The sequence below is a fragment of the Pseudactinotalea suaedae genome (assembly GCF_009733815.1).
Taxonomy (GTDB): Bacteria; Actinomycetota; Actinomycetes; order Actinomycetales; family Beutenbergiaceae; genus Pseudactinotalea; species Pseudactinotalea suaedae.
Window position 1 is genome coordinate 312,297 of record NZ_WNXY01000007.1, and the last position, 13,198, is coordinate 325,494.

Annotated in this window: 13 protein-coding genes and 1 tRNA gene; 11 read left to right on the forward strand and 3 right to left on the reverse strand. The window is 72.0% G+C overall.

Translation table 11 applies throughout. From position 1 onward, the window contains the following. Positions 1-138: 138 nt before the first annotated feature. Genes GPA04_RS13080 through GPA04_RS13125 form a run of 10 tightly spaced genes read left to right on the forward strand, consistent with a single transcriptional unit; the run spans position 139 to position 7,977 of the window. Complete coding sequence (locus GPA04_RS13080; RefSeq protein WP_162458603.1) at positions 139-558, forward strand: OsmC family protein; 420 nt, start codon at positions 139-141, stop codon at positions 556-558. Positions 559-567: 9 nt separating this feature from the next. Beyond that, positions 568-1,335, forward strand: a complete 768-nt coding sequence (locus GPA04_RS13085) for a hypothetical protein (RefSeq protein WP_156224610.1) — start codon at positions 568-570, stop codon at positions 1,333-1,335. A 10-nt stretch (positions 1,336-1,345) separates the two neighbouring features. Next, positions 1,346-2,149, forward strand: a complete 804-nt coding sequence (locus GPA04_RS13090) for a thymidylate synthase (protein WP_156224611.1) — start codon at positions 1,346-1,348, stop codon at positions 2,147-2,149. Positions 2,150-2,159: 10 nt separating this feature from the next. After that, positions 2,160-2,651 carry a dihydrofolate reductase gene (locus GPA04_RS13095; RefSeq protein WP_156224612.1) on the forward strand — a complete coding sequence of 164 codons (492 nt, stop codon included), beginning with the start codon at positions 2,160-2,162 and terminating at the stop codon, positions 2,649-2,651. 26 nt (positions 2,652-2,677) lie between these two features. Next, on the forward strand, positions 2,678-3,415 hold the full coding sequence (locus tag GPA04_RS13100) for a DUF4129 domain-containing protein (protein ID WP_162458604.1): 738 nt from the start codon (positions 2,678-2,680) through the stop codon (positions 3,413-3,415). Next, complete coding sequence (locus tag GPA04_RS13105; RefSeq protein WP_156224614.1) at positions 3,412-3,876, forward strand: hypothetical protein; 465 nt, start codon at positions 3,412-3,414, stop codon at positions 3,874-3,876. Before GPA04_RS13100 ends, GPA04_RS13105 begins: the two co-directional genes overlap by 4 nt. Beyond that, the gene (locus GPA04_RS13110) at positions 3,873-4,868 is read left to right on the forward strand and encodes an AAA family ATPase (RefSeq protein ID WP_156224615.1); all 996 of its coding nucleotides are present in this window, start codon (positions 3,873-3,875) and stop codon (positions 4,866-4,868) included. The genes GPA04_RS13105 and GPA04_RS13110 overlap by 4 nt, the downstream gene beginning before the upstream one ends. Further along, entirely contained in the window at positions 4,865-6,148 is a 1,284-nt protein-coding gene (locus GPA04_RS13115; RefSeq protein ID WP_156224616.1) for a DUF58 domain-containing protein, read from the forward strand. Before GPA04_RS13110 ends, GPA04_RS13115 begins: the two co-directional genes overlap by 4 nt. A 50-nt stretch (positions 6,149-6,198) precedes the next feature. Further along, entirely contained in the window at positions 6,199-6,687 is a 489-nt protein-coding gene (locus GPA04_RS13120; RefSeq protein WP_156224617.1) for a hypothetical protein, read from the forward strand. Positions 6,688-6,717: 30 nt separating this feature from the next. Further along, the gene (locus GPA04_RS13125; protein ID WP_156224618.1) at positions 6,718-7,977 is read left to right on the forward strand and encodes a D-arabinono-1,4-lactone oxidase; all 1,260 of its coding nucleotides are present in this window, start codon (positions 6,718-6,720) and stop codon (positions 7,975-7,977) included. A 131-nt stretch (positions 7,978-8,108) separates the two neighbouring features. Here GPA04_RS13125 and GPA04_RS13130 read toward each other — a convergent pair. Then, positions 8,109-8,182: transfer RNA gene (locus GPA04_RS13130), tRNA-Met, on the reverse strand. 165 nt (positions 8,183-8,347) lie between these two features. Further along, positions 8,348-11,257: a UPF0182 family membrane protein gene (locus GPA04_RS13135; protein WP_436277911.1), complete on the reverse strand. Its 2,910-nt coding sequence runs from the start codon at positions 11,255-11,257 to the stop codon at positions 8,348-8,350. A gap of 199 nt (positions 11,258-11,456) precedes the next feature. Here GPA04_RS13135 and GPA04_RS13140 point away from each other — a divergent pair, with 199 nt between their 5' ends. Continuing rightward, positions 11,457-12,005: a PPA1309 family protein gene (locus GPA04_RS13140; protein ID WP_241680776.1), complete on the forward strand. Its 549-nt coding sequence runs from the start codon at positions 11,457-11,459 to the stop codon at positions 12,003-12,005. A 6-nt stretch (positions 12,006-12,011) separates the two neighbouring features. Here the strand turns inward: GPA04_RS13140 and GPA04_RS13145 are convergent, their stop codons facing one another. Beyond that, positions 12,012-13,103 carry a YlbL family protein gene (locus GPA04_RS13145; RefSeq protein WP_156224620.1) on the reverse strand — a complete coding sequence of 364 codons (1,092 nt, stop codon included), beginning with the start codon at positions 13,101-13,103 and terminating at the stop codon, positions 12,012-12,014. Between the last annotated feature and the right edge of the window lie 95 nt (positions 13,104-13,198).

The following is a 13,198-nucleotide window of genomic DNA, read 5'->3' on the forward strand; positions in this document are numbered from 1 at the left end:
GGGCCTCAGTCTCCCTGAAGAGACGACTCCGCGGAGGGAGGTGCGCTCATCATGGACCTGCCTCCGAGCCACCGCAAGAGGCTGGGCGCACCAACCTGGCACGAGGCCGCGGACGCGCCCGGGTGCGATGATGTCGACATGGCAGACCTGCACGTCGAACGCACCGGGGTCCGGCAGGGCGTCGCCACCAACGGGCGCGGCGCCGAGCTCCGGTACGGCCCCGTCGAGGTCGACGGATCCTTCACCCCCGGAGAGCTGCTCGCGCTCGCGCTGGCCGCGTGCAACCTCATGAGCGCCGACCACGCGCTGGTGCGCCGCCTCGGTGAGGACGTCCGGGCCAGCGGCTCGGTGACCACGGTCAAGGACGTGAGCGCGAACACCTACGTCGACGCCGCCGTCGAGCTCACGGTCGGCAGCGCCGAGGCGGGCGTCGATCTCGACGACGAGGCCTGGGCCAACCTCCGCGACGTCGCCGGGCGAGCCATCGCCCAGAGCTGCACGGTGGGACGCACCCTGGAGCACGGGCTGCCCCACACACTGACCGTTCGACGAGCCTGAGGAGGCGCGATGCGGGACACGGGCCAGACCGACGCACCACAGCCGAGCGCTGATCCCCGCGGTATCGAGGCGGCGCTCGACGCGGCGCTGGCGTTCCCGACCGACCGGATCCGGGCGCACGTGGACGGCATCCGCCGCAAGCGACCGGACGCCACCCCGGCGGAGGTCGTGCAGATCCTCGAGAAGCGCTACCTGCTGGCGGTCAGCGCCTCCGGCGGGGCCGTCGGCGCTGCGGCCGCGCTCCCGGTGATCGGCACCGGCACCGCGCTCGCGCTGACCGCCGGCCAGGTGGCCTCGTTCCTGGGTGCCTCGAGCCTGCTCGCGCTCGCGGTGGCCGACGTCCACGGCATCTCGACCGACGACCGCGCCCGGCGTCGCGCGCTGCTGCTCACGGCGATGCTCGGCGACGAGGGTCCGGAGCTGCTCAGCCAGCAGATCGGCCTGAACGCGGTCACGTGGGGGCGGACGCTGCTGACGCGGCTGCCGCTGGCCACCGTGAAGGCCGTGAACAAGACGCTCCGCGGCCGCATCGTCAAGACCTCCGCGGCCAAGATCGGCTCGATGATGCTCGGGCGGCTGCTGCCGTTCGGCATCGGCGCCGCGGTCGGCTACGCGGGCAGCCGGGTGGTCGGCGGCCAGATGATCGAGGGCGTCCGGGCCGCCTTCGGGGAGGCACCACCCACCTTCGTCCGCGAGGTGCACGCGACGTTCGTCATCGACGACGAGATCCACGACGCCCTGCAGCTGGACTCCCCCGACGAGCGGTCGGCGCCGTAAGGTGGCAGACGTGAAGGCGCCCGACACCCAGTACGAGGACCTGCTGCGGACCGTGCTCGAGTCCGGGACCCCGAAGTCGGACCGCACGGGCACCGGCACCCGCTCGATCTTCGGTCACCAGATGCGCTACGACCTCGCGGAGGCCTTCCCGCTGATCACGACCAAGCGGGTGCACGTGCCGTCGGTGGTGCACGAGCTGATCTGGTTCCTGCGCGGGGACTCCAACGTCGCCTACCTGCGCGAGAACAAGGTCCGCATCTGGGACGACTGGGCCGACGAGCACGGTGAGCTGGGTCCGGTCTACGGGGTCCAGTGGCGTTCCTGGCCCACACCCGACGGCGGCCACATCGACCAGATCAGCCGGGTGCTGGAGCAGCTGCGCACCCAGCCGGACTCGCGCCGCATCATCGTCTCGGCGTGGAACGTGGCCGACCTGGACCAGATGGCGCTGCAGCCCTGCCACGCGTTCTTCCAGTTCTACGTGGCGGACGGCCGGCTCTCGTGCCAGCTGTACCAGCGCAGCGCCGACCTGTTCCTCGGTGTGCCCTTCAACATCGCCTCGTACTCGCTGCTCACCCACATGGTCGCCCAGCAGGTCGGCCTCGAGGTCGGCGACTTCGTGTGGACCGGCGGTGACGTGCACATCTACGACAACCACGTCGAGCAGGTGCGCGAACAGCTCAGCCGCGAGCCGTACCCGTTCCCGCAGCTGCAGCTGCAGCAGGCGCCGAGCCTGTTCGACTACCGCGCCGAGCACATCGAGTTCCTCGACTACGCGCACCACCCGGGCATCAAGGCCCCGATCGCGGTCTGAGGTCACCGGCATGCTGGGCATGATCTGGGCGCAGTCACGCAACGGCGTCATCGGGCGCGACGGCGACCTGCCCTGGCGGCTGCGGGAGGACATGCAGCACTTCCGCCGCACCACCGGCACCGATGCGGTGATCCACGGGCGCGCCTCGTGGGAGGCGCTGCCGCCGAACCTGCGGCCGCTGCCCGGGCGGCGCAACATCGTGCTGACCCGGCGGGAGGGCTACCAGGCCCCCGGCGCCGAGATCGCCCGCTCGCTCCCGGAGGCGCTCGCGCTCCTCGACGGCGCCGACGCCTGGATCTGCGGCGGCGGCGCGGTCTATGCCGAGGCCATGCCGGTGGCGGACGTCCTCGTGGTCAGCGACATCGACATCGAGGTCGACGGCGACACGTTCGCTCCCGAGATCGGGCCGGGCTGGGCCGAGCCCACCGTCGGCGACTGGGTCGAGGCCAGCAACGGCATGCGGTTCCGCGTGCTCACCTATCGGCGGGAGCCGCTCGCCTAGGGCGAGCGGGCGCCGAGATGGGCGACGTGGACGAAGGCGACCACGAGGGCAGCACGGCAGGGCGGTCGCAAGCCCTGACGGTGGCGGCCATCGCGGTGCTCGCGATCGTGCTGGCGCTGCTGGCCGGCGCAGCGGCCGGGCCGTGGGAGTGGCCGGACCCGGGCAGCGGCAGCACACCCATCGGGAGCGGGGAGCCGCCTCCGACACTGTTCCCGACCTTCCCCTCCCAGGAGGCGCCGCCCGACCTCAGCGAGGCGGAGCCCGGCGGCGAGAACCCGTTCGTGCGGTGGCTGATCATCGCGACGGTCGCGGCGATCGGGGTGCTGGTGATCCTGCTGCTGGTGCGGCTGGGGCTGATGCTCCGGAGAGGCACCGTGCCGCCGCCCGACCCGCGCCAGGTGAGCACGCCGCACGCGGAGGAGCTGATCGACGCCCCCGCCATCCAGGAGGGCATCGCGGCCGCGCGGGAGGCGCTGACCTCCGACCGGCCACCACGAGACGCGATCGTCCGGGCGTGGCTGGCGCTCGAGACGGCGGCCGGTGACGCCGGCGTGGTCCGGCGTCCGTCGCAGACACCGACCGAGTTCGCGAGCCTCGTGCTGACCCGTACCTCGGCCGACGACACCGCCGTCGAGATCTTGCGGCGCCTGTACACGCGGTCGCGGTTCTCGGAGGCCGAGGTGACCCGCGACGACGCCGAGCGGGCCCGTGCGGCGCTGGAGCGCATCGCGCTGTCGTGGTCGGCGCTCGAGGTCCGGCCGTGACGAGGGGGCGCTGGTGGGGGGTCGCGGGCGTCGCCGTCGGGATCGCGGTGATCCTGGTGCTCATCGGCTCCGACGTGCCGCACGCCGTGCTCGGCGGCATGCTGTGGGTGCTCGGGGTGATCGTCGTGGTCAACCTCGGCCTGGGCCAGCGGGTGTCCCTGCCGCGGCTGCCGTTCGACCGCCGCGACGGCGCCCGGACCGAGGTCTCGGCGCTGTCCTGGGCCCTGTACGGCTCGGACGGCGTCTCGACGCAGGCCGCCCGGATGCTGCGACAGGTCTGCCGTGACGGCCTCGCCGAGGCCGGGATCGACGTCGGGACCGCGAGCGGCGCCAGCCGCTCGACCGAGCTGCTCGGTGCACCGTTGACCGCCTTCCTCGTCGACCCCGACGCACCCCCACCCGATGTCCGTGTCGTCCGAGCAGCCGTGCTCGCGCTCGAGAAGCTGGAGAAGTCCGTATGACGAGTCCCGAACCACCGCCCGGTCCTGAGCCGTTGCCGATCCCCGAGGTCACCCGTCTCGGCCAAGAGGTGCTGCGCGAGGTGGGCACCGTGATCGTCGGCATGGAGGGGCCGCTGCGCACCGCGCTGGCGGCCGTGCTCGCCGGCGGGCACGTGCTGTTCGAGGACGTCCCCGGACTGGGCAAGACCCTGGCCGCCCGCTGCCTGGCGGGCGCGCTCGGGCTGGACTTCCGCCGCCTGCAGTGCACCCCGGACCTGCTCCCCGCCGACATCACGGGCTCCTACACCTACGACCCCGCGTCCTCGGAGTTCGTGTTCCGGCCCGGACCGGTGTTCACCGGCCTGTTCCTGGCCGACGAGATCAACCGCACCGCACCCAAGACGCAGTCGGCGCTGCTGGAGGCGATGGCCGAGCGTCAGGTCACCGTGGAGGGCAACTCCTTCCAGCTGCAGCGCCCGTTCCACGTGCTGGCGACGTCGAACCCCGTCGAGTACGAGGGCACCTACCCGTTGCCCGAGGCGCAGCTCGACCGGTTCATGGTCCGCATCGGCGTGGGCTACCCCACCGCCGAGGGCGAGGTCGACGTGCTGATGCGACGGCTGCAGCGGCGTCGCGAGGAGGCGAGCGTCGGGCAGGTCGTCGACGCGAGCACCGTGCTCGCGATGCAGGCCGGTGTCGAGACCGTCACGGTCGACCCCGACGTGGTGCGGTACTGCGTGGACCTCGCGGCCGCGACCCGCGGCATGAGCGCCCTCGAGGTCGGTGCCTCGCCGCGCGGCTCGCAGGCGCTGATGCTGGTCTCGCGTGCGGTCGCGGTGCTGGCGGGGCGCGACTTCGTCACCCCCGAGGACGTCAAGGCGATCGCCGTCGCCGCGCTGGCGCACCGGCTGACGCTGACGCCGGCGGCCTGGGCGTCGGGCACCCAGCCCGCCGACCTCGTCAGCCGGATGCTCGACCAGGTCCCCGGTCCGGCGACCGTCGGCCGCGCGTGATCCTCGTCTCGGGTGCCGCCGCCGCTGCGCTCGTGGCGGTGACGGTGCTGGCCATCGGCGTCGCCGGCGGACGTCCCGACGTCGCCGTGATCGCCGTGCCGGCGCTGCTGACCACGCTGTGGGCGGCGCTGACACGGCCGCGGCGGGGTGGCGTGGTGACGCTGCAGCCGACGACCGAGCACAGCGAGACCGGGCAGGTGCGGGCGCAGGCGAGGCTCGATGTGGATCCTGGCGTGGAGGCGGTGGTGCTGCGGGTGGCCTCGCAGGGCTACCGGTCGCAGCACGCCCTGGTGGCCGGGGGCTCGGACCGGACGATCCCGCTGTCGCTGGAGACGTCCCGGACCGGCGTCCACGACATGTTCCGGGTCGACTGGATGTCCGAGGCGTTCGGCGCCGTGCTGGTGACCTCGCCGCGCAAGGCCGGCCCCGTGCCGATCGCCGTGCACCCGGTGGCGCGACCGCTCAAGGACATGCCGCTGCCGTTCCGGCTTCCTGGACTGACCGGCAACCACACCTCGCGCCGGGTCGGCGAGGGGTACGAGACCCACGACGTGCACGAGTTCGCTCCCGGCGACCGGCTCCGGCGCATCGACTGGCGGGTCAGCGCACGCCGCGCCATCGACCTCAGCACCGGTCGGCTCGGGACCCTCTACGCCCGCAGGACCTTCGCGACGGCGGACGCCACGGTGATGATCGTCGTCGACTCGCGTGACGACGTCGGTGAGGACGTCTCGGCCTGGGCCGGCGGCGTCGACGTGCGCATGGACGAGACCACCTCCCTCGACGTCGCACGCGAGGCCGCGGCAGCGATCGCTCGGGCCTACCTCGACCTGGGCGACCGGGTCGGGCTGGACGACCTCGGCCGACGACGGCGGCCGGTCCCGCCCGCCGCCGGCCGGCACCAGTGGGAACGGATCCAGCAGCGGCTCGTCCGGGTGGCGCCCGAGGGCTGGCCCGACCGCCGGCAGCGGCCGCCGCAGCTGCCCTCGGGTGCCCTGGTGGTGCTGTGCTCGACGTTCCTCGACGACGAGGCCGCCCGGATCGCGCGCCGGTGGCGGGCGTTCGGGCACCGCGTGATCGCCGTCGACACCCTCCCGCAGGTCAGCACGGCGTTCCTCAACGGCTTCCAGGAGACGGCGCTGCGGCTGGTGCTGCTGGCGCGGCGGCAGCGGCTGCGCGCCCTCGGTCGCACCGGCGTCGAGATCGTCGCGTGGTCCTCCAGCACCGCCGTGGAGCTGCATGCGCTGTCCCGCACACGGATGCCGGGGGGCCGGCGGTGAACCTCGCGAATCTGTTCAACCCCGCCCCGCAGCGGCGGCAGCGACCCCCGGTGTCGATCGACCTGGAGCACAGCGTGCCCGCGTGGCTGCTGCGCGGTGCCTCCGCCGCGGTGATCGTCCTGGGGCTCGGACCGGTGGTCGGGGACCTGGTCGTGCCGCTGCTCGTGGCCGTCGCGATCGTGATCGTCCCGCACCCGGGCGTGGTCGCGGCACTGACGCTGGTGGGTGCGGGCTACGTCTGGAACCAGCCACCGGACCTGCTGGTGTGCGCGGTGTTCGTGCTGGTGCTGCACGCGGTGGCGACGCTGGCACGGTTGACGGCGCCGCTGCCGCCGACCGGGCGCGTCGAGTCCCGGCTGGTGCTGCGGGCGCTCGCCGGCTTCGCGGTGATCCAGCTGCTCGCCCAGGCGATGGTCGTGCTGGCGTTCGCGGCGATGGCGGGGATGCCCACGTTCAGCTGGTTCGCCGTCCTCGTGCTGGCCGGGATCGCCGCCGCCGTGGTCGCCGGGGTGCGCTGGGTCGGCCGGCACACGCAGTGACACGCGGTTGCGCGCGGCCGCCCGCTCTGGATGGATAGGGCCGTGACCAACCAGACCATCGGCACCACCTGGGCCGGCACCCACACGTTCGGCGCGCGGCAGCTGCACGTGCCGCACAGCCTCGAGCAGGCGCGGCAGGTGATCGCCGACGCGACGCGGATCCGCGCGCTCGGCTCCCGGCACTCCTTCAACGACCTCGCGGACTCCCCCGGCGACCTGATCAGCCTGCGTGAGGTGCCGCTGCCGCTGGAGGTCGACGCCGCGAGCGGGACCGCGCTCGTCCACGGCTCCCTCACCTACGGCGCGGTGGCCGAGCAGCTGGACGCCGCCGGGTTCGCGATGCCGGCGCTCGCCTCGTTGCCGCACATCTCGATCGCCGGCGCCGTCGCCACCGCGACCCACGGCTCCGGCGACCGCACGCCCAACCTCGCCGCTGCGGTCACCGGTGTCGAGCTGATCGACGCCGACGGCGAGCTGCGCTGGTTCGAGCGTGGCGAGACCGACTTCCCCGGCGTCGTCGTGGCCCTCGGCGCGCTCGGCGTGGTGACGCGGCTCCGGCTCGCCGTCGAGCCGACCTTCCAGGTGCGCCAGGACGTCCTCAACGGCGTGCGCTGGGAGACGGTCACCGAGCGGTTCGACGAGATCACTTCCGCCGCCCACAGCGTGAGCATCTTCACGCGGTGGGCGGAGGACGCCATCGACCAGGTCTGGCTGAAGAGCCGCGAGGACAGCGCTCCGACCGAGCTGTTCGGGGGCAGGATCGCCACGGAGGACCAGCACCCGATCCTCGGGATCGACGCCATCAACGCCACCCACCAGGGCGGCCTGCTCGGTCCCTGGTACGACCGGCTCCCCCACTTCCGCATGGGCTTCACCCCCAGCAACGGCACCGAGATCCAGAGCGAGTACCTGCTGGACCGCCGCCACGCGGTCGACGCGATCCAGGCGCTGCGCGAGATCCGGGAGCAGCTGGTCGGGCTGCTGCAGGTGTGCGAGATCCGCACGATGGCCGCAGACGACCTCTGGCTGTCCGCCGCGTACGAGCGCGACACGGTCGCGTTCCACTTCACCTGGTTCCGCGAGCCCGAGGCGGTGCACGCGGTGCTGCCGGCGCTCGAGCGGGCCCTGGCTCCGTTCGACGCGCGCCCGCACTGGGGCAAGTGGTTCGCCATGGACCGCTCCGGTCTGGAGCAGGTGTTCCCGCGCATCGGGGACTTCCGCGACCTCGCTGGCCGCCTCGACCCCGCCGGCACGTTCCGCAACGACTACCTGGACCGCCTCGTCCTTTGAGAACGCCGCGTGCACTGGACCGCCGCGTGCTCTGAGGGGACCGGCTCGTTCCTCGCGGCGCCCGGCCTCCCAGCATCCGCCCGTACCAACGACAAAGGCGCCTGACTCTCGTCAGGCGCCTCGTCGTTTCGTGGCGGGGGCGGGATTTGAACCCGCGACCTCCGGGTTATGAGCCCGGCGAGCTACCGAACTGCTCCACCCCGCGTCGGCTCCACCACTCTACGTGGCCCCGACAGCGAGGGCAAATCGAGACCCCGCGGTGGGCGGCAGAGCGGGAGCAGCCCCGGAATCACGCCGACATCGGACATCGGCGGCGAGCCGGACCGTTCCCAGTCCGATCTCACCGCCGATGTCCGATCTCGACCCCGGGTCAGCCGGTGGCGTCCTCCGTGGCGTCCTCCGTGGCTCCGTCGGTCGCGCCGTCGGCCTCCGCACCGGAGATCTCCGCCTCGGCGGCGATCGCGTCCTCGAGCGCTGCCTGCAGGCGCTCCTGCGCCTCGCCGTAGGCGGCCCAGTCACCGGCAGCGAGCGCCTCCTGGCTCTCGGTCAGCGCAGCACCCGCGGCGGCGAGCGCGTCGCTGAGCCGCTGCTGGGCGTCCGCGGCCGGGTCGGTGCCGCCGCCGGCGTCGCCGCCACCGGGATCGGTCGGGTCGTTGGGATCGACGTCGGCATCACCGGCATCGGCACCCGAGTCGCCGCCGAAGACCTGGTTGAGGGCTTCGTCGAGCGTCGCGGCGTAGCCGACCGAGTCGCCGAAGGCGACCAGCACGCGGCGCAGCAGCGGCAGGTTGGTGGTACCGGTGGACTGCACGTACACCGGCTGCACGTACAGCACGCCGCCACCGACCGGCAGGGTGAGCAGGTTGCCGCGCAGCACGTCCGAGTCGCCCTGGGCGATGATGTTGAGCTGCTCGGCGACCTCCGGGTTGGAGTTGAAGTTGTTCTGCACCTGCCCCGGACCCGGCACGGTGAGATCTCGCGGCAGCTCGAGCAGCCGCAGCGTCCCGTAGTCGGGATCGACCTCGCCGTCCCTGCTGCCCGTCTCGGAGTTCACCGCGAGGAAGCCGGTCAGCACCGGGCGTCCGCTGATGATGAAGCTCGTGCTCAGCGAGAACGAGGGCGTCTCCTGCCCGGGCATCTGCAGGGTCAGGTAGTAGGGCGGCTGTGCCACCTCGGCCGTGGCGACCGGGTCGTTCGGGACCGTCCAGAAGTCACCGCCGCTGAAGAACGTCGTGGCGTCGGTCACGTGGTACCTCGTCAGCAGCTCGCGCTGCACCTTGAACATGTCCTCCGGGTAGCGGAGGTGGCTCATCAGGTCACCGCTGATCTCGGACATCGGCGTGAAGGAGTTGCCGAAGACCTGCTGCCACGTCTGCAGCACCGGGTCCTCGGTGTCCCAGGCGTACAGCGTCACCTCGCCGCTGTAGGCGTCCACGATCGCCTTCACCGAGTTGCGCATGTAGTTGATGGTGTCCGGGATCTCGAACTGCGAGGACTCGGCGTCGGTGAACGTGTCGCTCGTGGCCGTGGCGAACGTCTGGTGCTCGGAGTAGGGGTACTCGTCCGAGGTCGTGTAGCCGTCGACCACCCAGACGACCTCGCGGACGCCGTTGCCGTCGGTGTCGACGACGGCCGGGTAGGCCTTGCTCTCGAGCGTCAGGTACGGCGCCACCTGGGACACCCGCTCCAGCGGGTCCCGGTGGAACATGATCTGCGACTCCGACGTCACGCGGTCGGAGAACAGGATCTGCTCGCTGCCGAACCGGGCCGCGAACAGCAGCTGGTTCCACAGGTTGCCGACCGAGGGTCCGCCCTCGCCGGTGTAGGTGTAGTTCTGCTGGCCGTTGTCGGCGTTGTCGTCCGGGTAGTCGAGCTCCCACGGCGTCGTGCCCTCGGGGGCGCCGACGATCGAGTACTCGGGAGCGTTCTGGCCGAAGTAGATGCGCGGCTCGTAGTCCCCCAGCGCTCCCGTGGTCGGGATGCCGGACTGGAAGAAGGTCGGGCGACCATCGGCGTTCACGGTGTTGCCGTAGGCCGCGACGACGCCGTAGCCGTGCGTGTACACGGTGTGGTCGTTCACCCAGTTGGAGTCGACCGCGTCCATGTTGAGCTCACGGACCGCGATCACGGTGTCCTGCAGCTGCCCGTCGATCTCGTACCGGTCCACCGAGAGCTGCTCGGGGAAGGTGTAGTACGGGCGGTTCTGCTGCAGCTGCCGGAACGTCGGCGACACGATCGCGGGGTCGAGCAGGCGGATCGAGGCCGTCGACTCGGCGTCCTCGCGGAGCTGGCCCTCCTCCGCCTCGGTGACCGCCGTGTACGGCTCGGTCTCGACGCCGTCGAGCCCGTACGCCATCCGCGTGTAGTCGATGTTGTGCTGCAGGAACTCCGCCTCGAGCGCCTGCTCGTTGGGGTTGACGCGCACGCCCTGGATGATCGCCGGGTACACCCCGGCCGCCAGCACGCCCGAGACCACCATCAGCGAGACACCGATCGCCGGCAGCCGCCAGGTGCCGCGCGCCGAGGTGAAGAAGAACAGCACCGCGACCGCCACGCCGATGACGGCGAGGATCGCCCGTGCGGGGATCACCGCGTTGACATCGGTGTAGAACGCGCCGTCGTAGAAGTCGGCGCCGCCGACCTTCGACAGCAGCGAGTACCTGTCCAGCCAGTAGTTCGCGGCGATGAAGAGCACGAACACCCCGGCCAGCACGGCGACGTGGATCCGCGCGGCGCGCGAGATCCGCTCCCCCGGCCCGGAGATCTGCAGGCCGCCGTACAGGTAGTGCGTGAACAGCGCCGCGGCGGCGCCGAAGAACGTCACCGTCATGAGGAACGAGACGATGAACCGCAGGAACGGCAGCGCGAACGTGTAGAACGAGACGTCCAGGCCGAACTGCGGGTCCGTGACCCCGAAGGTCTGACCGTTGAGGGCCAGCAGCATCGGCTGCCACTGGGTGCTGGCTGCGGAACCGGCGAAGAAGCCCGCGACCAGCGGGGCGGCGATGAACACGACCCGGCGCAACGGCTCGAACGCCTCGCGGTAGCGGTCGAGGTCGCGCTGCTGCGGCGTCGTCGGCACGTACATCGGCCGGTGCTTGTACGCCAGGCGCAGGTTGAGCCAGATGACGGCGCCCATGATGCCGCCGCCCACCAGGAACAGGCCGGCGCGGCTCAGCCACTGGGTGCGCAGCACCTCGGTGAAGCCGGTCTGGGAGAACCAGAGCCACTCCGTCCAGAAGCGCGCGAAGATGAAGAACAGGACCACGAGCCCACCCACGATGAGCAGAGTGGGCAGCAGGGCGCCGCGGCGGCCGGCGGCCGGGCGTCGTTCAGCAGAGATACAGATCACCTCGGTGGGGGGAGCGCCGCTGACCGCGGCGGACGGGGTGCGGGCAGGCTGCACGCTCCAGCAGGAACAACGCAGCAACCGCCCCCGAAGTTTCCCACATCCGGCGCGGACTGGAACGATGTGGCAGGTGGAACCCGAGAACACCCTGGACCAGGCTCGTGGCGAGGCCCTGCGGCTCGCCGTCATCGACATCGAGCGGCACGTCGCGCGCGGTGGCTGGGACGCCCCGACGGCGGTGTTCGCGCTGGTGCGGACCGCCGACGCGCTGGTGCGCACCCCCGAGCTGGCCGACCAGCTCCCGGCGGACGCTCTCGCCCTCGCGCGGACCAACCCCGATCACCTCACCTCGATCGAGCAGGAGGGGCTGCCCGCGGCCGCCGACCTCGAACAGCTGCTCGCGCAGCTGGCGTGGCCCGAGAGCGTCGACGGCGCCGCTCTCGTCGTCGAGCGGATCGTGCTGCCGCCGGAGGTGGCCGAGGGCGCCGAGGAGATGTCGGTGGAGGAGCTGATGGCTCACCCGCAGCGGCAGGACGTGCGGATCGCGGCCGGGGTGCTCCGCACCGGTGAGTCCTGGTGCGCGTTGCGCTCGCGCGCGAACGACAGCGACGAGAACGTCGGCGGCGCCCCCGACGCCGTGCCCGGGCTGGTCGAGGCGCTCAGCGCGACACTGGCCTGAGCGCCCTCAGCAGGTCGGCAGGTCCGAGGCGCTCCCGGCGGCGACCGCCTCGACGGCGTCACGGGCCTGGTCCAGCGTGCTCACGCTGATGACCTGCAGCCCTGCGGGCACATGACCCACCACCTCGTCGCAGTTCGCCTGCGGCGCCAGGAAGTACTCGACGCCACCGGCGCGGGCACCTGCCAGCTTCTGCTGGATGCCGCCGATCGCCCCGACGACCCCTCCGAGGCTGATCGTCCCGGTGCCGGCGATCGGGTGACCGCCGGTCAGCTCCCCGGGCGTGAGCTTGTCGATGATGCCGAGCGCGAACATCGTTCCGGCGCTGGGGCCGCCGATGTTGTCGATCTGGATGTCGACATCGACCGGGTAGTCGAACTCGCCGGACAGGAACACCCCGAGCACGCTCCCACCCAGGCCGTCGTCCCCCGTGGGCACCGGCAGCCGCGTCTGCTCGCCGTCACGGTCGACGACCAGCTGGACCGTCGTCCCCGGCGGCGTCCGGGCCAGCTCGTCGGAGAGGTCGGCGAACGTCAGCACCTCGATCACGCCACCATCGGTCTCGATGCCGGTGATGACGTCCCCGTCCTGGGCGACGCCGTCGGAGCCGGACCCGGGCTGCGTCCCGACGATCGTCAGCTCGGCGGGCACCTCGTACCCGAGCGCGGTGAGCGCGGCGACCGTCGCGTTCTGCTGCGAGGTCAGCATCTGCTGGCTCGACGCGGCGTCGATCTCGTCCTGGGTCTGACTGGTGTCGAAGAACGCCTCGACCGGCGCCACCCGGGTGCTCGGTGAGACCCACCCCTTGATGACGGCGCCCGCGTCCACGGGATACCCGGGACCGCCCGCCGTGGTGACGGTGGTCAGGTACAGCTCCCCCGACGTCTCGTACGTCTCGGTGCCCTCGACGCTGATCAGCTCGACGTCGTTCGCCTCGCCCAGGGTGTCGACGATCGGGCCGGGCGCCTGCACCCCGTAGGGCACCGGGACGGTCATCATCGTCAGCAGCAGGACGAACACCACGAGCGCCGCACCGGTCATCGTGATCAGCCGTGGGGTCACGCCCCACTCGGTGAGCCGGGTCCGGATCGTGGCAGCCATGGGGACATTGTCGCCGACCGGGGACGAGCACCGATGACGGCCGCTACCCCGACCGCCGGCACCGCCTCTCGTGCGCCCTGAGCGAACCTCGGCAC